The sequence below is a fragment of the Campylobacter sp. RM19072 genome, from assembly GCF_024723485.1.
Taxonomy (GTDB): domain Bacteria; phylum Campylobacterota; class Campylobacteria; order Campylobacterales; family Campylobacteraceae; genus Campylobacter; species Campylobacter porcelli.
In genome coordinates, this window is the sequence record NZ_JANQCU010000002.1 from 25,894 (window position 1) to 48,693 (window position 22,800).

Annotated in this window: 25 protein-coding genes; 11 read left to right on the plus strand and 14 right to left on the minus strand. The window is 35.5% G+C overall.

The window, feature by feature from the left end:
* Window positions 1–449 precede the first annotated feature (449 nt).
* On the plus strand, window positions 450–2,741 hold the full coding sequence (locus CSUIS19072_RS01935) for a carbon starvation CstA family protein (protein WP_086292951.1): 2,292 nt from the start codon (window positions 450–452) through the stop codon (window positions 2,739–2,741).
* A gap of 9 nt (window positions 2,742–2,750) precedes the next feature.
* Window positions 2,751–2,951: a KCU-star family selenoprotein gene (kcuS, locus tag CSUIS19072_RS01940; protein WP_086237570.1), complete on the plus strand. Its 201-nt coding sequence runs from the start codon at window positions 2,751–2,753 to the stop codon at window positions 2,949–2,951.
* Between the two features lie 59 nt (window positions 2,952–3,010).
* On the opposite strand, the gene CSUIS19072_RS01945 is transcribed toward kcuS, so the two are convergent.
* From CSUIS19072_RS01945 to CSUIS19072_RS01960, 4 genes are read right to left on the minus strand one after another with little or no spacing between them, the layout of a single operon-like run.
* The gene (locus tag CSUIS19072_RS01945) at window positions 3,011–4,078 is read right to left on the minus strand and encodes a glycosyltransferase family 4 protein (protein ID WP_086293100.1); all 1,068 of its coding nucleotides are present in this window, start codon (window positions 4,076–4,078) and stop codon (window positions 3,011–3,013) included.
* The gene (locus CSUIS19072_RS01950; protein ID WP_086292949.1) at window positions 4,075–5,607 is read right to left on the minus strand and encodes a glycosyltransferase family 2 protein; all 1,533 of its coding nucleotides are present in this window, start codon (window positions 5,605–5,607) and stop codon (window positions 4,075–4,077) included. Before CSUIS19072_RS01950 ends, CSUIS19072_RS01945 begins: the two co-directional genes overlap by 4 nt.
* Window positions 5,608–5,615: 8 nt before the next feature.
* Window positions 5,616–6,230 (minus strand): dephospho-CoA kinase, encoded by a 615-nt coding sequence (gene coaE / locus CSUIS19072_RS01955; RefSeq protein ID WP_086237568.1) that lies wholly within the window; start codon window positions 6,228–6,230, stop codon window positions 5,616–5,618.
* Window positions 6,223–6,585 (minus strand): RidA family protein, encoded by a 363-nt coding sequence (locus tag CSUIS19072_RS01960; protein WP_086292947.1) that lies wholly within the window; start codon window positions 6,583–6,585, stop codon window positions 6,223–6,225. The genes coaE and CSUIS19072_RS01960 overlap by 8 nt, the downstream gene beginning before the upstream one ends.
* A gap of 93 nt (window positions 6,586–6,678) precedes the next feature.
* Between CSUIS19072_RS01960 and CSUIS19072_RS01965 the strand changes: the two genes are divergently transcribed.
* Together CSUIS19072_RS01965 and purM are read left to right on the plus strand one after the other, a co-directional pair.
* Entirely contained in the window at window positions 6,679–9,483 is a 2,805-nt protein-coding gene (locus tag CSUIS19072_RS01965) for an FAD-binding and (Fe-S)-binding domain-containing protein (RefSeq protein WP_086292945.1), read from the plus strand.
* Between the two features lie 42 nt (window positions 9,484–9,525).
* A complete protein-coding gene (gene purM, locus CSUIS19072_RS01970) occupies window positions 9,526–10,509 on the plus strand; it encodes a phosphoribosylformylglycinamidine cyclo-ligase (RefSeq protein ID WP_086242424.1) in 984 nt (327 codons plus the stop codon).
* Between the two features lie 5 nt (window positions 10,510–10,514).
* Here purM and ung read toward each other — a convergent pair whose 3' ends face one another.
* From ung to ribA, 10 genes are all read right to left on the minus strand, one after another.
* Window positions 10,515–11,192: a uracil-DNA glycosylase gene (gene ung, locus CSUIS19072_RS01975; RefSeq protein WP_086242423.1), complete on the minus strand. Its 678-nt coding sequence runs from the start codon at window positions 11,190–11,192 to the stop codon at window positions 10,515–10,517.
* A 29-nt stretch (window positions 11,193–11,221) separates the two neighbouring features.
* The gene (gene rplT / locus CSUIS19072_RS01980; protein ID WP_086237563.1) at window positions 11,222–11,575 is read right to left on the minus strand and encodes a 50S ribosomal protein L20; all 354 of its coding nucleotides are present in this window, start codon (window positions 11,573–11,575) and stop codon (window positions 11,222–11,224) included.
* A gap of 82 nt (window positions 11,576–11,657) precedes the next feature.
* Window positions 11,658–11,849 carry a 50S ribosomal protein L35 gene (rpmI, locus tag CSUIS19072_RS01985; RefSeq protein WP_086225205.1) on the minus strand — a complete coding sequence of 64 codons (192 nt, stop codon included), beginning with the start codon at window positions 11,847–11,849 and terminating at the stop codon, window positions 11,658–11,660.
* Between the two features lie 55 nt (window positions 11,850–11,904).
* On the minus strand, window positions 11,905–12,870 hold the full coding sequence (locus CSUIS19072_RS01990; protein WP_086237562.1) for a putative transporter: 966 nt from the start codon (window positions 12,868–12,870) through the stop codon (window positions 11,905–11,907).
* A gap of 217 nt (window positions 12,871–13,087) precedes the next feature.
* On the minus strand, window positions 13,088–13,699 hold the full coding sequence (locus CSUIS19072_RS01995; RefSeq protein WP_086237561.1) for a hypothetical protein: 612 nt from the start codon (window positions 13,697–13,699) through the stop codon (window positions 13,088–13,090).
* The gene (gene htpX, locus CSUIS19072_RS02000; RefSeq protein WP_086242422.1) at window positions 13,699–14,562 is read right to left on the minus strand and encodes a zinc metalloprotease HtpX; all 864 of its coding nucleotides are present in this window, start codon (window positions 14,560–14,562) and stop codon (window positions 13,699–13,701) included. The genes CSUIS19072_RS01995 and htpX overlap by 1 nt, the downstream gene beginning before the upstream one ends.
* A 1-nt stretch (window position 14,563) precedes the next feature.
* Complete coding sequence (locus CSUIS19072_RS02005) at window positions 14,564–14,875, minus strand: hypothetical protein (protein ID WP_086237559.1); 312 nt, start codon at window positions 14,873–14,875, stop codon at window positions 14,564–14,566.
* The gene (locus tag CSUIS19072_RS02010) at window positions 14,872–15,066 is read right to left on the minus strand and encodes a PP0621 family protein (RefSeq protein WP_086237558.1); all 195 of its coding nucleotides are present in this window, start codon (window positions 15,064–15,066) and stop codon (window positions 14,872–14,874) included. Before CSUIS19072_RS02010 ends, CSUIS19072_RS02005 begins: the two co-directional genes overlap by 4 nt.
* The gene (gene rsmG, locus CSUIS19072_RS02015) at window positions 15,056–15,601 is read right to left on the minus strand and encodes a 16S rRNA (guanine(527)-N(7))-methyltransferase RsmG (protein ID WP_086237557.1); all 546 of its coding nucleotides are present in this window, start codon (window positions 15,599–15,601) and stop codon (window positions 15,056–15,058) included. The genes CSUIS19072_RS02010 and rsmG overlap by 11 nt, the downstream gene beginning before the upstream one ends.
* The gene (gene ribA, locus CSUIS19072_RS02020) at window positions 15,598–16,158 is read right to left on the minus strand and encodes a GTP cyclohydrolase II (RefSeq protein WP_086237556.1); all 561 of its coding nucleotides are present in this window, start codon (window positions 16,156–16,158) and stop codon (window positions 15,598–15,600) included. Before ribA ends, rsmG begins: the two co-directional genes overlap by 4 nt.
* 117 nt (window positions 16,159–16,275) lie before the next feature.
* Between ribA and hemB the strand changes: the two genes are divergently transcribed.
* Genes hemB through CSUIS19072_RS02055 form a run of 7 tightly spaced genes read left to right on the plus strand, consistent with a single transcriptional unit; the run spans window position 16,276 to window position 22,799 of the window.
* Window positions 16,276–17,256, plus strand: a complete 981-nt coding sequence (hemB, locus tag CSUIS19072_RS02025) for a porphobilinogen synthase (protein WP_086292943.1) — start codon at window positions 16,276–16,278, stop codon at window positions 17,254–17,256.
* A 2-nt stretch (window positions 17,257–17,258) separates the two neighbouring features.
* Entirely contained in the window at window positions 17,259–18,188 is a 930-nt protein-coding gene (argF, locus tag CSUIS19072_RS02030; protein WP_086292941.1) for an ornithine carbamoyltransferase, read from the plus strand.
* On the plus strand, window positions 18,181–18,606 hold the full coding sequence (locus tag CSUIS19072_RS02035) for a DUF2603 domain-containing protein (protein WP_086237553.1): 426 nt from the start codon (window positions 18,181–18,183) through the stop codon (window positions 18,604–18,606). Before argF ends, CSUIS19072_RS02035 begins: the two co-directional genes overlap by 8 nt.
* Before the next feature lie 2 nt (window positions 18,607–18,608).
* Window positions 18,609–19,964 (plus strand): oxygen-independent coproporphyrinogen III oxidase, encoded by a 1,356-nt coding sequence (hemN, locus tag CSUIS19072_RS02040; protein WP_086292938.1) that lies wholly within the window; start codon window positions 18,609–18,611, stop codon window positions 19,962–19,964.
* 10 nt (window positions 19,965–19,974) lie between these two features.
* On the plus strand, window positions 19,975–20,793 hold the full coding sequence (locus CSUIS19072_RS02045; protein WP_086292936.1) for a DUF5718 family protein: 819 nt from the start codon (window positions 19,975–19,977) through the stop codon (window positions 20,791–20,793).
* A complete protein-coding gene (locus CSUIS19072_RS02050; RefSeq protein ID WP_086292934.1) occupies window positions 20,790–21,530 on the plus strand; it encodes a pyrroline-5-carboxylate reductase dimerization domain-containing protein in 741 nt (246 codons plus the stop codon). Before CSUIS19072_RS02045 ends, CSUIS19072_RS02050 begins: the two co-directional genes overlap by 4 nt.
* Window positions 21,531–22,799, plus strand: a complete 1,269-nt coding sequence (locus CSUIS19072_RS02055; RefSeq protein ID WP_086292932.1) for a (Fe-S)-binding protein — start codon at window positions 21,531–21,533, stop codon at window positions 22,797–22,799.
* The last annotated feature ends 1 nt before the right edge of the window (window position 22,800 follow it).

Sequence of the window (22,800 nt, forward strand, 5' to 3'; positions counted from 1 at the left end):
TCAAAACACCACCATCTAATCAATATTATAATAAAATTAATTTTTTGTTTAAGAAATTGATGAATAAAATTTATTATTTATTAAATTTAATTCCAAATTTCTAAATTTGTATAGTTTAAAATATAAATTTAAAAGCCATAAATTAGCTATTTAAAGCTTATATTATAATTAACTTAAATAAATATATTAAATTTTAAAATTTTGATTTACAACTTGATATATGATTAAATTTAAATTTCATCTTAAAAATTAGCCAAAATTATAATCTAAAAATTAAATCTAAAGCCAAAATCTTATCAAATATGCCAAATTTCTTTATAATTTACCCTTAATGTGTAAAATCGTAACATAATTTAAATTTATATTTCTATTTTATACACTTTAGCCTATATTTTGCTTTCAAATATGCTAAAATCTGAAAATCCAAAAAATAATTTAGCGGAGGCAATATGAATAAAAAAGTGCTAAGCATAGTTATCTGGGCTACGGTTGTATTTTTGGCCGTGCTTGGATTTGCTAAGCTAACTATCGATAGGGGCGAAACGGTTAATGCCCTGTGGTTTGTGGTAGCTGCTGTGTGTATCTACTCAATAGCGTATAGATTTTACGCTAAATACATAGCTCAAAGGGTCTTAGGTCTTGATGACAAAAGAGCCACTCCAGCAGTTGTTAAAAACGATGGACGCGACTTTGTCCCAACTAACAAAATTGTTTTATTTGGCCACCACTTTGCAGCCATTGCTGGGGCTGGACCGCTAGTAGGGCCGATTTTAGCAGCTCAAATGGGCTATTTGCCTGGTATGATTTGGCTTGTTGTGGGTGTTGTTATTGCTGGGGCGGTTCATGACTTTGTAGTTTTATGGCTATCTACTAGAAGAGATGGTAAAAGCCTTGGTGAGATGATTAAGCTAGAACTTGGCAAAGGCGTTGGAACTGTAGCTATGATTGGAATTTTAGGCATTATGATGCTTATTGTAGCCATTCTTGCTTTGGTTGTTGTAAATGCTTTGGCTGAGTCTCCGTGGGGATTATTTACCATTGCTATGACCTTGCCAATTGCTGTTATTATGGGAATTTGGATGAGATTTGTGCGTCCTGGTAGAATCGGAGAGGCTTCGATTTTTGGCTTTATTATGTTGCTACTTTCACTTTGGGGCGGACACTATGTAGCAGCTGATCCATACTGGGCAGATATATTTACCATCACTCCAGTAAATTTAGCATTTATCACTATTGGCTATGGTTTTGTAGCGGCGATCTTGCCAGTATGGCTACTTCTAGCTCCTAGGGATTACCTATCTACTTTCCTTAAAATTGGCGTTATATTTGCAATGGCGTTAGTTATAGTCTATCTTGGTTTAGGAGATTTTGCTGGAAACCAAAATATCCAAGTAGCAATGCCGATGGTAACTAAATTCACAGATGGCACTGGGCCAGTGTTTGCTGGTAAATTATTTCCATTTTTATTCATAACTATCGCTTGTGGTGCAATTAGCGGATTTCACGCTCTAATCTCTAGCGGAACAACTCCAAAAATGCTAGAAAAGGAAAGCCACGCTAAGATGGTAGGATATGGCTCAATGCTTATGGAGTCAGCAGTTGGCGTAATGGCGTTAATCGCAGCTATTATCATAACTCCAGATCTATACTTTGCTATCAATGTAGCACCAGCTGGTCTAGGAACAAATGAAGCTATATCAGCAGCTAGAGGCGCTGGGGAGATATTTGGGGTATTCCAAGGCGAAGCTACTCAAAGCTATCTAGCAGGCATTAAAGCAGCAGCAGCTAGTATAAATTCATTTGCTGGAGATATTATCAAAATCACTCCAGAGATGATAGAGCAAAATATCTTAGCCTTTACTAAAGATGTTGGCGAACCAAGCATTCTAAGCAGAACGGGCGGCGCTCCTACCTTTGCTCTTGGCTTTGCTGTATTAATCTCTAAAATGCCAAGCTTAGAAGGTACAATGGCATTTTGGTATCACTTTGCTATTTTATTTGAAGCCCTATTTATCCTAACAGCCGTTGATGCAGGCACTAGGGCTGGAAGATTTATGGTTCAAGATGTTTTAGGCAATTTCTATAAACCAATGGCAAATATCAGCTCAGTGCCAATGGGCTTAATAGCAACTCTTCTATGCGTGGCTGGCTGGGGCTCAATATTATATATGGGTATTACTGACCCAACAGGTGGCGTAAAAGCACTATGGACGCTATTTGGTGTAAGTAATCAACTTCTAGCTGGTATTGCCTTGCTTTTAGCAGTTAGTGTATTGTTTAAAATGAATCGTGGCAAACTAGCTTGGGTTGTGATACTCCCAGTTGCGTGGGTATTAATATCAACTATGAGTGCAGGCGTTCAAAAGCTACTTCCAGCTAATGGGGAGAGAGTTCACGACTCAGTAAGCCATGTCGCAGCATACCAAAACAATAGCAAAAAAGCCACCGATCTAATGGCTAAAATAGAGTCTGGCACCCTTGATGATGCACAGCTAGTAGCAGCTGAAAAAGCGTATAAATCAGCCAATCAAGTAGCTAGAAATAATCTAATTAACGCTATCTTATGTGCGGTATTTATGGGTATTACCATCATTGTCTTAATCGCTACTTTAAGAGTGGTTGCTAGGGCAATAAGCGGCAAAGAGCCATTAATCCCACTAGCAGAATCTCCATATCTTAAAGCTGAAGATTATGAGGGCAAAGCTGGTTGTAATGCTCATCACTGCGGATGTGCTCACTAAGGGGCTAATATGCAAATTTTAAGCAAAATCGCAGCATTTTACAAAAAAATCGATAGGTTTTCCCACTTGCTAGTGGGAATGCCTAGCTATGATAAATATGTAGAGTATATGCATAAATTTCATCCAAACCAAACGCCAAAAAGCCAAAGAGAGTTTTTCAAAGAGGCTTTAGAGCAAAAGTATGGAGCAGGTAGCTCAAGGTGTTGCTAATTTAATTTTACATACCCCGCATATAGCGATATAAAGCGGGGCTTAAATGATAGGCTAAATTATATATTTTTAATCTCCCCAAATATCTCCATCCACTGCTTCATCACAACTTCTTTGCTAAATTTATCTTTAGCTATCTCTTTGCTTTTTGCTCCCATATCTGCTCTTAAGCTCTCATCTTTCATCAATGCTTTTAATTTATTTGTATACTCGTTTAGATTATTATCTTCTATTAAATATCCACTCTTGCCATCTTCTATAATATCACTTGGACCTGTGGCAATATCAAATGATATGGTTGGCAAGGCATAAGACTGAGCCTCTATTAATACCATTCCAAACCCTTCAAAGTGGCTTGTCATAGCATATATGCTAGAGCTTAGGTATTCTTTTTCAACTTCAGTAGTAAATGGTTTTAACACTATAGAGTTAGTTAAATTTAGATTATCTATCTTAGTTTTTATCTGATCTTTTAACTCTCCATCGCCTACAATGTGGAGTTTCCAATCACTAAATTCATTGCCATCTTGGATTAATTTCCAAATATCAATTAAGCGTAGAAAGCCTTTTTCATCTATATTTGTCATACGACCCATAGAAAGCACGATTTTTTGAGAGTAATCTGTGTTTAAATTTGAGATATTTGGGATGAAATTTGGGATAACGCAGATATTCTTATGATGATTTTGCCAAAAATCAATCTCTCCAGAGGCTATAAGCACCAAAGTATCAAAATAATCATATCGCTTCAGATAACGCCCCTTTGATGCTGTATGATTAACCCTTATATATTTAGTATTTTTATTCTTAAATAGCGGAAAATGGGGAGAGTTATTAAAAATTACAAAATCCTTATCTTTAAAATCCCGCTTTAAAATATAACTCTCAATAAATTTATAAAAGAGCTTATAAAGCAAATTTTTACGCTTTTTATCAAATGAGACCTTATGCAAGTATCTTAATTTCACCCTACTATCAAGCTTGAAGGCCTCATTTATCCCACCTTTATAAAAGCTTAAAATCTCCACATCCAGCCCACTCTCCACAAAGGCATTTGCTAGATTAGTTACAACCCTCTCAGCGCCACCTTTAATGGTGATATCACCGATAGTTAATAGGATCTTTATCGCCATTTAACCCGCTTTTCTCTTATGGTTTTTAGGTAAATTTGATGATTTTCTTCTAGCATAGCACGGCTATTTTCAGCGTGGTATAGATGGTAGGCAATTCCAAAGAATTTTAGCCGTCTAAGCTCCCCACCACTAAATAAAAATCTCGCTACAAACTCAGAATCCTCCCTTCCCCAACCAATGAAATTCTCATTAAATCCACCAATCTCCAAGCAATCGCTCTTATAAAAGCTCATATTACAGCCTCTAATTCCTTTTATAAAATCCTTTTTATTAAAGAAATTTGCCCTAATGGCCGAGTTTTTATAGATGAGATTTGCCAGCAAAGCATTGCGTTTAGATTTAAAGTTTTTAATCTCGCTTGCATGCTCCACCCCTTGCATTATAGAGGTAGTTTGGCTCTCATCTAGCACCACTCTTGAGCCTTGTAAAAACTGCTTTTTCTTAGCAAATTTAAGATGGTCTAAGATAAAATTTGGCTCTAAAATCATATCCCCATCAATATTGATAATATACTCACCAACTGCACTATTAATAGCCTTATTGCGAATTTGGCTCAATCTAAACCCCTTATCTTCTTGCCAAATATGCCTTAACTTACAAGGAAAATTACTCTTAAATCTCTCGATTAAATTCTTTGTAGCCACGCCACTTCCATCATCAGCTATCAAAACCTCCATAGGCAAATAGTCCAAATTTTGAACGCTTTTTAAAACCTGCTCTAAATATTTTTCACTATTATAAGTGGTAATAATAAGGCTCACACTTGGCTTTTTGCTGTTTAATTCATAGAGTTTTGCATACTTAAAAAACGCCCCAAGAGCATTACAAAAGCTAATCACAAAGCCCTTATATCCATACAAAAACCCTTTTTTAAAGGCATAATCTCGCACAAATTTAAATCCCCCGTGTAAAACTGCTTTAAATATGGAGCTATTTTTGCCACTATTTTGCTGTGCCCATAGGGTGGAGTATCGCTGCATTTTCTCTATAAGCGAGTAAATATCATTATAGGCATAGTGCCTTAATCCATTTTTAAGCTTTACAATATTTAAATCTTTGCTCTCTAGGCTCTCATGGACAAAATTGCTATTAAATTTAGCCTGATTTTTATTAAATAGCCTTAGCACATAATCTGGATACCATCCACACGCCTTAATCCACTGACCTTTATAAAGATTTTTTCTAGGCATTGCGTAGATATTTTGCGGATTTAAGCTTAAATTTCCTATCTCATCTATCGCCTTAGCCTCCAAAACCTCATCGCTATCAATGCTAAAAATCCACTCATTCCTAGCATAGCTAATGGCTAAATTTTTAAGCGCCCCAAAGCCGATAAATTCGCTAGAGTATATTTTAAGATTATCAAATTTAGACTGAAATTCACTAGCAATTTTTAAGGTATCATCACTACTTTCATTATCAAGCAAGATAATCTCATCAAAGCTTTTTAAGGATTCTAAGCACTCTTTAATGGTATTTTGAGCGTTTTTAACTAATATGCAAACGCTAATTTTGCTTTTCATGTATTCCTCTAAATTTTTAAGGTTTGGTATTTAGCTTTTAGAGCTAAGATAAACTTATCTACTTCTAGATTTAAATGTTTTAAATCTAAGCTATTATCGATTACATAGGTGGCAAATTTTAGCTTTTTATCTATGCTAATTTGCTGATTTATCCGCTCTTTTGCCTCTTTTAAAGTTAGATTATTTCGTGATACTATCCGCTCTATACAAATTTGCCTTGGGGCATAGACTACGCAAACGCTTTGAAATTCATCATAAACTGGCGATTTTTCAAAATATAAGGGTAGATCTATAAAATATGGATAATTGCTACTCTCAAGATTATTTGCCTTGCTAAATATCTGCTCTTTGATCCTATCATGAAGGATATTTTCAAGCTCCTTTTTAGCCTTAGAATCGCTAAAAATCAATTTACCAAGGCTCTTTCTATCAACCCTATTATCGCTTACAAATTCACTTCCAAATTTACTTGCGATAATGCTAGAAGACTCATCAAGCACCTTATGAGCTATCTCATCAGCGTCAATTATACTAAATCCATAAACTCTTAGTAGATTTACAACTGTGCTTTTGCCACTTCCTATAACCCCTGTTATCACTATAGCATTTTTAAAATCACTCAATTGAAGCTATAACCTCTACTTCTACCTTAACGCCCTTTGGTAGCTCTTTTACCGCTACGGCACTTCTAGCTGGATATGGCTGAGTGAAAAATTCAGCATAAATTTCATTCATCTGGCTAAACTCAGCAATATCAGTTAAAAATATTGTGGTTTTAACTACATTTTTATAACTCAAATTTAACTCTTCTAAAATCCCACCGACATTTTTTAAAGCTTGAGTAGTTTGGGATTTAATATCACTTCCTACTACCTCGCCACTATTTGGATCTAGTGGAATTTGACCGCTACAATATACTAAATTTCCAACCACTCTATAAGCACTATATGGACCAATTGCTTTTGGATAGTTTGCCATCTTATTTTCCTTAAATAAAGTTTGGCTATATTAGCATAAAATAAGTTCAAATTTGCTAAAATCAGCCAAATTTTAGATACAAAAGGATCCATTATGCAAGATTATAAAGGGTTTTATAAGGCTGCTTTTAAGCTCTTTGATGGTAGGGTTTATAAAGATTATTTACGCCGTTTTTGCTATGGCGTGGAGGCCTCTTGCTACTCATATATACCAAAATTAGTTTTAATGCTAAAAAGTGAAAGTGAGATTATAAAAGCTTTTGAACTATCTCGCAAATTTAACACTCCACTATGCTTTAGAGCTGCTGGGACTAGCCTAAGCGGTCAAAGCTCGTGCGATACGGTGCTAGTTTGCTTGGATTTTTGCTGGGACTATATAAAGGTAAATAGAGATGTTAGCTCTATTACCTTAGGGTGTGGGGTTATAGGCGAAAATGCCAATAAAGCATTAAAGCCACTAGGCAAAAAGATAGGCCCAGATCCAGCCACCATAGCCGCAGCACAAATAGGCGGAATTGTTAATAATAATTCAAGCGGAATGTGCTGTGGGGTAAAGCAAAATTCATACAACACACTAAAATCAATTAGAGTGATTTTAGGCGATGGAACTATCCTTGATAGCTCTGATGCCCTAAGTGTAGCTAGTTTTAGAAATAGCCATAAGGATTTAATAGAGCAAATTCTAAATTTACGCTCTCAAATACTAGCTGACCCTGAGCTTTGTGAGCTAATCAGGCGAAAATATAAGATCAAAAATACAACTGGCTATAGCATTAATGCCCTTTTGGATTATAGCGATCCAATCGATATTATCACTCATCTATTTATCGGTAGTGAAGGGACTTTGGGCTTTGTAAGTAGCGTGGAGCTTGAGTGCGTAGATGATGAGAGATTTAAAGCCTGTGCGCTTTTATTTTACGATGATATTTTAAAAGCTGCTAAGGTTGTGGAGATTTTGGCTAAATTTGAAAGCGAAATCTCAAGTGCTGAGATTATGGACTATGGCTCACTTAAGGCTGCTTCTAAATTTAAAGGCGTAAGCGAGATTTTACCTGATATTAAAAATGGTGAAGTATGTATTTTGATCCAAAGTCAAAATAACTCACAAGATAGATTAAACGAGCAAATTCAAAAGATAAAAGATGCGATAAAAGATTATCCAACTAGTCAAGAGGCTAAATTTAGCTTTGATGAGAGTGAGTTTGCTAATTGGTGGAAGATTAGAAAAGGGATATTTCCGATTGCTGCTACGGCTAAAAGACCAGGTAGTAGCGTAATCACAGAAGATATATGCTTTGAGATAAAAGACCTTGGAGATGGGATAAAGAGCTTACAAGAGCTATTTAAAAAGCATGGATTTGAAGATAGTGCTATAATTTTTGGCCACGCATTAGCAGGTAATTTACACTTTATCATCACGCCAGATTTAAGCAAAAACAGTGAATTTCAAAGCTTTGCGAATTTGGTTGAAGATATGTCTGTGATGGTATCAAACTTTGGTGGAAGTATCAAAGCTGAGCACGGCACAGGTAGAATGGTAGCACCATTTGTAGAGCTAGAGTGGGGAGCAAAGGCCTATGAGATAAATAGAAAAATAAAAGAGATCTTTGACCCACACACCCTAATCAATCCAGATGTAATAATCACAAATGATAAAGAGATATATAAAAAGAATATCAAACAATCAGCCCTTATCGGAAATGAATTTGATGATTGCGTGGAGTGTGGATTTTGTGAGAAAAACTGCCCATCTAACAAACTAACCCTAAGCCCACGCCAAAGAATAGCCTTAAAACGAGAAATGCAAAGGCTAGGAGCTTTGAGTGATAAGGCTAGTAAAAAGCTATTAAAAGAGCTAAAAGATGGAGCAAAATACTTCTTAAATGAGAGTTGTGCGGCCTGTTCTATGTGTGAAGAGTTATGCCCTGTGGGGTTAAATACAGCAAATTTAGCCCTAAATGAAAGAGTGGCTAACGCAAGTGATACAAGCAAAAAAATCGCTCAATTAACAAGCTCAAATTTTAGCGCAACGATAAATGGGGCTAAATTCGCTCTTGCAGCATCAAATTTATTAAACACAAATATGATAAGAAAGCTATCATTTAAAGCAAATGAGATTATCAAAACCCCTGTCTTAAGAGAGTATCTCCCACGCAAAAATAGCTATAAATTGATGGATAAAAACTATGGATTTAATGAAAGTGTGGTATATTTTTCAAGTTGTCTAAATAGATCTTTTGCCCCAAATCAAAATTTAAATGACAAACGCTCTATTCAAGAGGTATTTGAATCACTATGTAAAAAAGCTAAGATAAATGTGATATACCCACAGCAAATCAGCGATATGTGTTGTGGTAAGGTTTTTACCAATTATCCAGATACAAAAGAGCTAAATAGAGCCAAAAATATAGATATTTTAAGAGAGGCTACAAATGAGGGTAAATACCCTGTGGTGATAGATCATGGGGCGTGCTCTTATGAGCTGATAAAATCCCTTAAAGATAGATTTGAAATTTATGATTTGAGTGAGTATTTGCTTAAATTTATTGCTCCAAAAATATCTATTTCTAAAGCAAATAACGCAATTGGACTATACACAATGTGTGCTAGTAAAAAGCTAGGTCTTAATAGCGTTATGACTAGCCTAGCTAAGCTTTGTACTAATGGGCAAATTTGGATAGATGAGAATACGGCTTGTTGTGGTTTTGCTGGGTATAAGGGGTTTTTTACGCCTAAATTAAACTTACACGCCACTACTAAATTTAAAAGATTTTATCAAAATAGTGCAGTAAATATCGGATTTAGCAACTCTAGCACCTGTGAGATTGGACTAAGCCAGGCAAGTGGATTTAGCTGGCAGCATATTGCCTATTTGCTAGATAGCGTTAGTCAAAAATAAGTTCAAATTTGCTAAAATGATGAAATTCAAAAGAGGTGAAAAATGATAAGTTATAAAGAAGCAGGCGTGGATATAGATGCTGGTAATAGCTTTGTAGATGGTATTAAGCCATTTGTCAAATCAACTCTAACGCCAAATGTCATAGGCGGTATAGGCTCATTCTCTGGAGCCTTTAGACTTCCTAGCGGATACAAAAAGCCAACTCTTCTAGCAGCTACTGATGGGGTCGGCACGAAGCTACGCCTAGCCATAGATAGCGGTAAGCTAGGTAGCGTGGGTATTGATTTAGTAGCGATGTGCGTTAATGATTTAATATGCAATTTTGCTACTCCTATGTTTTTTTTAGATTACTATGCAACTGGAAAATTAGATATAAACTCAGCAAAAGAGGTAGTAAGCGGAATTGCCAAAGGCTGCGTAATAGCTAGATGCGCCCTAATCGGCGGAGAGACTGCTGAAATGCCTAGTATGTATAGCTCAGGGGATTTTGATCTAGCTGGTTTTGCTGTGGGGGTGGCTGAAGAAGATGAGATTGATAGAACTAAATTTGTAAATGAAGGCGATATTTTAATAGCGCTTCCAAGCTCAGGGCTACACTCTAATGGATACTCCCTAGCTCGTGCAGTTATCAAAAAAGAGAAGTTAAATTTAGGTGGCGAATTTGAAGGCAAGACGCTTTTAGAGACGCTTTTAGAGCCTACTAGAATTTATGTAGATGAGTTTTTGCGTCTTAAAGATAGCATAAACGCAATGGCGCATATCACTGGTGGCGGAATAGTCGAAAATCTCCCTAGAGTTTTACCTAAAGGGCTTGGGGCAAAAGTGCAAAGAAGCTCTATAAAAACACCAAATATATTTAATCTAATCGCTAAAAGCGTAGAGCAAAGCGAGATGGATAGGACATTTAACTGCGGTGTTGGAATGGTGCTAGTAGTATCAAAGGATAAGGTAGATCACATCTTAGCAAATAGCGATGGATACATTATTGGAGAGATTATCAAAGGCGATGGGGTCGTGATGGCTTGATAAAGCTATTTTAGCCACTCAATTGGCGTTTTGGCGTGAGCTAATAGATAGTCATTACACTTGCTAAAATGCCTAGAGCCAAAGAATGCTCCCCTTGCTAATGGACTTGGATGGGCAGCTTGTAAGATTAGATGGGATTTTGGGTCTATTAGTGGAGCCAAAGCTCTTGCGTGATTGCCCCAAAGCATAAAAACGCAGTTGGTAAATTTAGAATTTATAGTACTGATAACTCCATTTATAAAGCTTTGCCAACCAATCTTAGAGTGCGATGCGGGGTGGCCTTTCTCTACTGTTAAAGCACTATTTAAGAGCAAAACCCCTTGCCTAGCCCAGCTAGATAGATCGCTACTTCTACTACTTAATATATCAGCATCTAAGTCATCTATAAGCTCTTTAAATATATTTTTTAAACTTGGTGGAATTTTTATACCATCAGGGACGCTAAAGGCTAATCCCATCGCCTCATTAGGATTATGATATGGATCTTGAGCGATTATTATCACCTTTAAATTCTCTATTTTACATAGATTAAAAGCGTTAAATATAAGCTCTTTTGGTGGGTAGATTATGGCGGTTTGCGAATTTAAAAACTCAATTATACTAGCAAAATTTTGGCTATTTAGCTCATCTTTTAAAAGCTCTTGCCAACTAGGATCTAAATAGGATATTAAATCTGAATACATTAAAAAGCCTAGCTTTTGCTAGGCGAAGATTATAAAGCTTTTTTAACTTCTGCTACAATGCTAGCAAATGCTGCTGAGTCATTCATAGCTAGATTTGCCAAGACTTTTCTATCTAATTCGATATTTGCTTTTTTAAGACCATTTATAAATCTTGAGTAGCTTATATCATTTAATCTGCACGCTGCATTAATGCGGATAATCCACAATCTGCGGAAATCACGCTTTTTAGCGCGTCTATCACGATACGCATATACTAAACTTCTTTCTAATTGCTCTTTAGCTTTTCTAAAGTGCTTATGTCTAGCACTATAAAATCCACGAGCTAGTTTTAGAACTTTTTTATGTCTGCGGCGTCTTACAACACCTGTTTTAACTCTTGCCATATTTATCCTTTACAAATTGGCGTCCAAATTCGGAACTTGCCCCATAATAAGGGAGGTTAGAATGACTTAAATCGTCAAAAACTTATATACAAAGCATCTTTTTAACAGCTGAGACATTTGTGCTATCTACATATTGAGATTGTCTTAAGTCTCTTTTACGCTTAGGTGACATTTTAGTTAAGATATGGCTTCTAAATGCTGAGCCTCTTTTTATCTTATTTTTGCCAACTTTAAAGCGTTTAGCTGCACCGCGAACAGATTTCATCTTTGGCATACGCTTTTCCTTTACTTTAAAATAGGCTAGGATTATATCAAATTTGAATTTAAAACTAATTGAATTTGATATTTTTCTCAAATTCATCAAGCCTTTTATGTATGCTTCTAAGCTCTGTAATGGTCGTCCAATTATCTATAAATACGCTAAAGCTACTGCGAACTTGGCTAAATGCATTGCTAACTTGGATTAAAACTCCAAGCGTAATAACCCCACTAAATAGCCCATTTCCCATAATTATAAATGGCACAATTACCATAAATTGCGAAAATGAAATAAGCCAAACATTAAAGTATCCATAGTGTAAAAATAATCTATAATAGTTAAATCTAAGACCAGTAAATAGGCTCAATACACTCTCAAAACTAGCATAATTAATCTTATCATCTTCAGCATAAACTAGCTCTTTTCTAAATGCGGCTTCGCTTTTTTGGATATTATACTCTAGTTTTGGTAGCTTAATCCCTACAAACCAAGATACTATAAGCCCACCTATGCTAACAGCTAAGGCTATCCAGACTAAAGAGCCTGGAATATCCCTTAAATATGGCAAATCCACCCCACTACTAAGCCCCCACAAGACTGGAATAAACGCTATTAATATCATTAAAGCTTTTAATACTTGTAGCCCTAAGGTTTCAGTAATCTTAGCAAATCTATAGACATCTTCTTGCATTCTTTGGCTAGAGCCTTCTATATCATACTCACACTCTCGCCATTTATTAAGATAGCCAAATGTCATAGCCTCTCTCCACCTAAAAACCCAATGACTAGCAAAAAAAGTAGTAATAGTAGCGATAATCACATATGGCATAGCAATTAATAAAAATCTATAAATTTGCTCCCAAAATTCATCTACACTATGCTCTTTGACATTTTGCATAATGTCGTAAAAGTCCTTATACCAATCATTTATAGCCACATTTAACCTAGTTTGAAATATCAAAGATATGATAATAACCAAAAGTCCGCCATAAGCCCAAAAAGCCCATTTTTTACTCTTAAAAAAGCTTGAAAACATATATTTACCTTAAATAAAATAGCTGATTATACAAAATAATTCTTAATTTCATTATTTTAAATATTGAATTTAAGTTAAATATAATATTAATATTATAAAATTTTGCCCATTTAAAAATTTACAAAAAAGAATAGTAAAATTACTTGCGATCGCTTGGCCTTAACTCGGGTATTTATATCTTGCGTGTTTGGATATATTTGCCACATTTGCTAGGTATCTAATCAAGCTGATTTATAATCTTTATAATCTCTTTTATATTATCCATAGCACTTTTGTAGCTAATATTTAGAGGTGTTTTCAAATTTGCTACTATGGTATCAGCGTCTGTATGAATATATAAGCTCAAATAGCCATCATCTATAAAATAGCTACTTTTATAGCCCAATAAACTCTCTTTAGGCTCTATATTTTTACTAATTTTTCCGCTGATTAATATACCATAAAATAGCATTTCATCTGTGCTTTTTACGCATATATCACGCACACTAAAGCCACTTAAACTAAACAATCCAAACTCGCTAACACTACTTACAATATGGTTAAAATGGCTATTTATAGATGGTAGATTATCATCTACTTTATTTAAATTTAGCTCTTTGATTATCTCATCTCTTAATCTATCTTTTAATCCTAGTTCAAATTTAGCAAAAAATTTAAATTTAAACCAAAAATATATCCAAAGCCCCGCCAAAAGTCCGCCGATTATAGCCAAAAAAGGATCAAAAAGCCAAAGGGCTAAGGTGATTATAAAATCCACAAAAGCTGCTAAAATCAATATAAAAATAAGCTTATAACGGATAGATTTTCGCTCTTTTTCTAAATTCTCCATTAGCTATTAAAATACCTTTTAGCTGGGCTTTGATAATTTAACTCTCTTAATCTATCCACTCTTTGCTTAGTTGTAGGATGAGTGCGAAAGAGATTAGATATTCCACTTGCGATACCCCCACTAAATGGACTTATTATAAACATATGAGCAGTTTGCTCGTTAGCGTTTCTTACTACTGCTTTTTGGTTGCTATTTTCTAGCTTTAAAAGAGCGCTAGCTAGATCATTTGGACTAGTTATTAAAGCTGAGAATTTATCTGCTTCAAACTCCCTTGAGCGTGAGATACTCATCTGAATTATAGTAGCTGCTAGTGGCATTATTATAGCTAGAGCAATTATCAAAAGCGGATTTTGGCGATTTTGATTACTTCCTAGCATGGCTCCAAATTGAGCGAAATTTGCTAAAATCGCTATCGCCCCAGCAAAAACTGCCGCAATAGAGCCAGTCAAAATATCATAATGCCTTATATGACCTAGCTCGTGAGCTATAACTGATGCGATCTCATCGCTATTTAGCATATCAACTAGCCCAGTAGTCAAGGCTACAGCCGCATTTGAAGGGTTGCGTCCAGTGGCAAATGCGTTTGGAGTTGGGTCGTTAATAATATATAGCTTTGGTAGCTCTAAACCAGCTTTTAAGCATAGTTTGTGAGTGATATGATATAGCTGATGAGATGGGTCAATCTCCATAGCATTATATCTTTTTAAAATGAGCTTATCACTATAAAAATAGCTAAAGAAATTCATAGCCGCTGCGATACAAAATGCGACAACCATTCCGCCAGTCCCGCCAATCATACCACCAACGATGATAAAAAGTAGCATAAGTGCTACCATGAAAAACGCAGTTTTAAATATCTCCATACTATCCCCTTATGGCACTTTTGTAAATGACAGCGTCAATTTGCTTTTTGGCTGCTTTTTGCAACTCTTCATCGCTACTGATTATTAAGGCGATTTTGCTATCAAATAGATAGTGATTGGCTAATTTTTGTAGCTTTTTGGCTAATTTTAAAGTATCACATACTATAAATTTAACCCCATTAGCATTGGCTATTAACGCCTCTTTAATGTTAGAAACTATGATAAAATTACACTTTGAGTTTAAATTTTTTAACTCAAATTTGCTTAAAAATACCGGCTCATAAGCTATAAAATCACTACCAATTATAATCATTTTAAACACTCCTTACAGATATATTTCCCATCTTTTAGCACACTATCTTTTAACTCTACAAATGTATCGCACTTACTACACTCAACGAAATTATCGCCATCATTTCTAGGCTTTTTACCTCTAAATTTAGGAATGATAAAAAAGTAGATTATGGCTATTATTAATATAAATATTATAATTTTAGATAGCATTTAAACCCTTTAAAACTACATAGTTTCTATCATCTTTTTGATAGATATTCTTATCACACTTTAGCTCATCTATCTCAAATTTCGCATTTGAGCCTTTATAGAGTAAAAATGTGCTACTCTCATCATAAAATCCTTGGCAAATTTTAATCAAATCAACCGCCTTCATCACCGCCCTAGATGTTATCAAATCAGCTTTAATCTTTTGACAATCCTCTATCTTACCGCTATGTATAGATACATTTTTAAGGGCTAAATTTAGCGTTGCGTAAGTCAAAAAGCTTGATTTTTTCGCAATTGGCTCATATAGATGAAATTCACACTCCTGCCAAATCATAGCCAAAAATATTGCTGGAAATCCAGCCCCACTACCCACATCCACACAAACCCTAGGCTCAAAGCCTAGAAATTCCACTGGAGCTATGCTATCAAGGGCTACTGGCTTAATATCTTTATAATTTGTAAGACTATGAATTTTATTAAATTTCTTTAAAATTTCATCGAATTTGGCTACATTGTGCCAAAAATTCTCACTCATAGCATATGTCCCATCTGCTCTTTTTTGATACTTAGATAATCTTTATTATACTCATTTGGCGTTATTTGGATTGGAATTCGGCTTATGATTTTACTCTTTAGGCTAGAGAGTTTTAATGGATTATTAGTTAGCAAATTTACCCCCTTAATCCCAAAATCATTTAAGATAAAATCCACTATCTCATATGTTCTCTCATCAGCTTTAAATCCTAGCTGATGATTAGCCTGTATGGTATCTAATCCAGAGTCTTGGAGATTATAAGCATTTACTTTATTTAATAATCCTATATTTCTACCTTCTTGACGCAGGTAAATAACCATACCACCATTATTTGCGATATACTTTAATGCAGATTCTAGCTGCTCACCACAATCGCACTTTTTACTCCCTAAAGCATCGCCTGTAAGGCACTCTGAATGGACGCGTAAATTTACTATCTCGCCTAAATTTGAAGTAAATATAGCTAGATGCTCTTTATGATTTTCCTTATACGCTTTTATCTTAAAATTACCAAATTTAGTTGGCAAATTTGCAATTTGTGATACCTCTATATTCATTTTTTTACCTCTGTTTTTTATTTTAATTATAGCATTTGCGATTAAATTTAAACAAAATCAATTATTTTTGATTAAATTAAATTTTGCTATAATGACCGAATTTATAGGAGAATTATAATGTTTAAAAGATATAGAAGATTAAGATTAGATGAGTCTTTAAGGGCAATGGTAAGAGAGAATAAAATATCTATTGATGATTTTATATATCCGCTTTTTGTAGTTGAGGGCATAGGGATAAAAAATGAGATAAGCTCTATGCCTGGCGTATTTCAAATGAGTTTAGATGAGATTTTAAAAGAGTGTGAAGAGATTATAAATTTAGGGATAAGATCCATAATTTTATTTGGAATTCCAAATTTAAAAGATAGCATAGGTAGCGATGCTTTAGATGAAAATGGGATAATTGCTAGATCGCTAAGAGCTATTAAGGAGAAATTTCCAAAGCTTTTTGTGATTACTGATCTATGCTTTTGTGAATATACAGATCATGGGCATTGCGGGATTTTGGATTATAAATGTGGCTCTGTGGATAATGATGCTACGCTTGAAATTTCAGCCAAACAAGCCCTTATCCACGCAAAAGCTGGAGCTGATATGATAGCACCTAGTGGAATGATGGATGGGATAATCTACACTTTGCGTAAAGCTTTAGATGAGAATGGTTATGTGAATTTGCCTATTATGTCCTATTCAACTAAATTCGCCTCAGCATATTATGGACCATTTAGAGATGTTGCACAAAGCGCTCCAAGCTTTGGCGATAGAAAAAGCTACCAAATGGATCCAGCAAATAGGCTTGAGGCAATTGGTGAGAGCTTAGAAGATGAGGCTCAAGGTGCTGATATTTTGATGGTTAAACCAGCTTTAGCATATCTAGATATTATAAGAGATATAAAAGAGCGAACTAAACTACCGCTTTGCGTGTATAATGTAAGTGGCGAGTATGCACTCTTAAAGGCTGGAGCTAAGGCTGGAGTGATTGATTATGAGCGTGTGATGATGGAGACGATGATAGCATTTAAAAGAGCTGGGGCTAATCTAATTATCAGCTATCATGCCAAAGAGGTTGCGAAGATATTAAATTCAAACAAGGGATAGATATGAGACACTTTTTGACTCTAAATGATATAAGCAAAGATGAAATTTTAGATATTTTAAACATTGCTAAAGATATTAAAAAAGAGGCGTTAAATAAGGATTATAAACCATATTTAAAAGATCAATTTTTGGCTATGATTTTTGAGAAAAGCTCAACTAGAACTAGAGTGAGCTTTGAAGTTGGCATACAGCAACTTGGCGGAAAAGCTCTATTTTTAAGTAGTCGTGATATACAGCTAGGTCGTGGGGAGCCTATCAAAGATACTGCTAGAGTGCTTGGTGGTATGGTAGATATGATTATGGCTAGGGTTTATAAACAAAGCGATTTAGTGGAGCTTGCTAAATTTAGCGGTATTCCTGTGATTAATGGGCTTAGCGATGACTTTCATCCTGTTCAATTGATGGCTGATTTATTAACACTAGATGAGCTTGGCTTAGATATCCAAAATATGAAAGTTGCATATGTAGGCGATGGAAATAATATGGCAAATTCATGGCTTATGGCTGCTTCTAAGCTTGGTTTTGAGCTTAGAATTGCCACACCAAAAGGGTATGAAGCGCCACAATGGATAACTAGCATAGCCTTAGAAAATGCCAAATCTAGTGGCGCAATAATCAAAATAAGCAACGATCCAAAAGAGGCTATAAATGGCGTAGATGTAGTTACTACTGATACTTGGGTCTCTATGGGTCAAGAGAATGAAAAGGCTAAAAAAGTAGCTGATTTTGCTGGATTTTGCGTAGATGAGGGCATGATGAGCTTAGCCAAAGATAAAGCCGTGTTTTTACACTGCTTGCCAGCTTATAGGGGATATGAAGTAAGCGATGGCGTGTTTGAAGCTCACGCTGATGAGATATTTAAAGAAGCTCACAATAGACTTCACGCTCAAAAAGGAGTTATGGTCTGGTGCGATAGGATGAGATATGAATAGCCACTTAGAAAATATTAGTCAAACTCTAGGAATTAGCAAAAGGCGTCGCACAACCTTTGAATTAGAGCCAATGGAAGATAATCAAATGAAGCTAAGCTATAAAGGCAGGGCAAATTTCGATGCGCCATGGTTTGGTATGAATGGCAATAAGCCTTGCGCTCTTGTCCCAGCTGAGCTATTTGAAGCATTGATAAATGCGTTAAAAAACGCACAAAAAGAGAATTTCGAGCTAAAGCTTGAGCGATCAATTTTACAAAATTTACCAATTGATTTTGGCGATGTTTGGAGCGTAGCAATCGAAGAGATAAAAAGAGCCAACTACAAAAAAGAGCCAAATTTAGATAAGCTCATAGCAAAGATTAAAAAAGAGCACCCAAATCTCTTTTTAGATATGCGCTCACTTGTTAATAAGGAATAATTATGGTAGATTTTGAAGCTTTTGTGAAGTATTCTAAGCCAGGACCTAGATACACAAGCTACCCTACGGCTTTGGAATTTAGCGATGAGTTTGATTATGATGAGTATATTAAGCGTTTAAAAGAGTGCGATAAGCCACTTTCGCTATATTTTCATCTACCATTTTGCCGTTCGGCGTGCTATTTTTGTGGCTGTAATGTTATCTACACTAGCAAAAGCGATAAGATGAGTCGCTACTTGGATTATTTAGAGCGTGAGCTTGAAATTTTAGCTACCATCATAGATACTAAAAGAAGCGTTGTCCAGATGCATTTTGGCGGTGGGACGCCGACTTTTTATAGCGCTAGCGAGCTTGATAGGCTTATAAAATCCATAAAAAAATATTTTAAAAACTTTACAAATGATGCTGAGATAAGCTGTGAGATAGACCCAAGATTTTTAAATCAAGAGCAGCTAGAAGTGCTTAGCAAACATGGATTTAATAGAGTAAGCTTTGGAGTTCAAGATTTTGATGAAAAGGTTCAAAAAGAGATCCATAGAATTCAGCCATTTAATATAACTCAAAATGCGGTAAATTTGGCTAGAAAATATGGAATGCTAAGCGTGAATACAGATCTCATCTATGGTCTGCCATATCAAAATCTAGAGAGTTTTAAACGCACTTTAGAGCTAGGAGTTAGCCTAAATCCAGATAGATTTGCTATATTTAATTACGCTCATGTGCCTTGGATCAAAAAAAGTATGAGAAAATTTGATGAAGCCACGCTCCCAAGCCCAAAAACTAAGCTTGAAATTCTAAAATACACTATGGATTATCTACCAAAAAATGGTTATAAAATGATCGGTATGGATCACTACGCTAAGCCTAGCGATGAGCTATTTAAAGCTCTTAGCAATGGCTCCTTACATAGGAATTTCCAAGGATACACTACAAAAGGCGGAGCTCAACTAATTGGCGTGGGGCTTACTAGTATCGGCGAAGGCGATGACTACTACGCACAAAATCACAAAGATATGGTTAATTACGAAGCTGCTATTGATGCTGGGAGATTACCAAATTCAAAAGGAATTTATCTAAGCAATCAAGATAAGCTTAGAAAATTTGTAATAATGGAGCTGATGGCGAATTTCTCTTTAGATATTAAAAGGGTTGAGAGCGAATTTGGCATTAGCTTTTTTGACTATTTTAAAGCTGAGTTAGATGAGCTAGGCGAGCTAAAGCAGTTTATGAATATTAGTAATCAAAAAATTGAGACAAACCAAACTGGAACGCTATTAATACGAAATATCGCTATGTGCTTTGATGAGTATATGGCCAAATTTAAAGGCGTTAATAATAGCTTTTCAAAGACTGTTTAAAGGAGACTTTGTGAGTATAAATATAGGATTTGGAATAGCTGGAAACTTCGCTTTACATCTTGAACAAGCTGGTGAGGCTAGTGATTTTGCCTTAGTAAAAACTGATGATGAATACGCACCAAAGGGGATTTTCCCATTTTATATAAAGGGCAGTGGCGGATTTTTAGGCAGAAATTGCATAGATAATAGCTATCTATATCTACCTAGCAATGAGAATTTAAATGTGCAAATGGAGCCAGAAATCGCCCTAAGATGCGAATTAGAGTATGAAAATGGCAAGGTCAAAAGCGTTAAGCCGCTTAAATTTGCTGCATTTAATGACGCTTCGGTTAGAAATGATAAAACCGCTACTAAAATCTCTCAAAAGAAAAACTTCAGCACCGGCTCAAAAGGGCTTGGCAATGAGATTGAGATAGATAAATTTAGCATTGGTGGGGTCTGCGATAACTATAGCTTGGTCTCATTTTTAAAAAGCTCAAATGAATTTATCAGATATGGAGAGTGTGCCAAGCTAAGTGGCTACTTATATTTTTATGAAAAATTGCTTGAGTGGATTAAAGATAAATTAAATACTCAACAAGATTACGCTGTGCTAGAGAATTTATCCAAAATTTTAAGCGACGCAAACTACCCAAATGAGATGATAATCACAATTGGCGCTACAAGATATGAAGAGGCTGGAAAAGATAGGTATCTAAAATCTGGAGATATATGCTATGTAGTCGCATTTGACCATACTAAATTTGATTTACAAAGCATAACAAACGCTATAACAGATGGCTTAAAATTACCAAGTAGCGTCTCTATTTTAAGACAGGAAGTAAGATGAAAATTACCATAATCGGTGCTGGAAATATGGGACTAGCCATGGCTAATGGGCTAAAATCAGCTGGATTTGAGGTTGTATTAGCTGGGAGATTTAGCGGTAGATTAGAGGCTTTGCGTGGCGAATTTAATATAGAAATTATCGATAAAAATTATGATATAAATGATAAAAATATCATATTAGCCATTAAGCCAAATGCACTTGAGTGGTTTAAAAATATAGCAAATGGCAAAGCAAATTCGATAATTAGCGTGTTAGCTCGCACTAGCTTAGAGCAAATCCAGGCTATAAACGCCATAAATCACGCTATTTGTTTGCCAAATATCGCTGCTAAAGATAGAGCTAGTATAAATCCATATATGGCAAGTGGAGATATAGAGATGATAGAGCAAATTTTAAATGGATTTGGCAAGGCGGTTAAATTTGACTCAAAAGCTACTTTTGACGCAGCAAGTATCATTAGTGGATGCGCCCCAGCATACCTAGCCTTAGTAGCTGATGCCATCAATAGTGCCGCAGTTCGCTCAGGGCTAAATCTTAGCGACGCTCAGGCTATGACAAGTGGGCTATTTAATAGCTTTGCTACACTGATTGAAAATAGACACCCAGCCTTAATAAGAGATAGTATCTGCTCACCTGCTGGGACGACTATTGAAGGGGTGTGTAAGCTAGAAGAAGCCGGAGTTAGAACCGCCTTTATAGAAGCTATAAAAGCAAGTTTAATAAAACAAAGAGGATAAATGAGTAACTATAATTTTAGTGCGATTAGCGATGCATGTGTAAAATGCGGAAAGTGTAAGCCAAATTGCACAATATACAAAATTAGCCACGATGAAGTTAGAAGTCCAAGGGGATTTTTAGATCTATTAGGAGCGTATAATAGAGGTGAAATCGAGCTTGATAAGAATTTAAAAGATGTTTTTGAGAGCTGTTTTTTATGTACAAATTGCGTCCAAGACTGCCCGGTATCCTTGCCAACTGATACTATGATAGAAAATGCTAGAGCCGATATAGCGGCTAAATTTGGCATTTCGTGGTATAAAAGGCTATTTTTTTATCTACTTAGAAATAGAAAGATTATGGATATTGCTGCGAAATTTGGATATGTCTTTCAAAGCTGCGGATTTAAAATTAAAGATGGCAATATGAGCCCAAGATTTAGTCTGCCAATGTTAAAAAAAGAGCGTCTATTGCCAACTGCATCTAAAAAGAGCTTTTTAAACTCACACACTGAATTTATAGATAATGGATCAGATAAAACCATTGGAATATTCATTGGCTGTATGGGAAACTACGCATATACATCAGTAGGAGAAGGACTACTTAAGATATTAAAAGAGCTTAAAATCAACGCCCATTTGATGAAATCTCAAGGCTGTTGCTCGGCTCCAGCTTATTTTACTGGAGATTTTAACACTGTAGATTATCTAGCAAAAAAGAATATTGAGTATTTTGAAACGCTCTTAAATAGCGGTAAAATAGACGCCATCATCATACCAGAAGCTACCTGTTCGGCGATGATAAAGGTAGATTATGAGCACTATTTTCACAATGATTTGCAGTGGAAGCAAAGAGCTATAAATATCAGCAAAAAAATATATTTAGCTACTGAGTATTTTGCGAAATTTACAAATTTAGCCCAAATTTTACAAGAGCGAAATAGAGATAAAAAGATAGCTAAAATCACATATCACGACCCATGCCACGCTAAGAAAATGCAAGGAATTTGGAAAGAGCCAAGAGAGCTTTTAAAACAAGCTTATATCCTAAATGAGATGAGTGACACTAATAGTTGTTGTGGATTTGGTGGGGTAACAATGCAAAGTGAAAAATACCACCTAAGTCGCCAAGCTGGTCAAAGTAGAGCCGCACAAATAAACGCCGTAGATGCTAGCTGTGTAGGTAGTGAGTGTAGTGCGTGTAAAATGCAGCTAAATAACGCTCTACACATTCATGGTAGCAGTGCAAAATGTATTAATCCAATCGAGCTAATTGCAAATGCCCTATAGA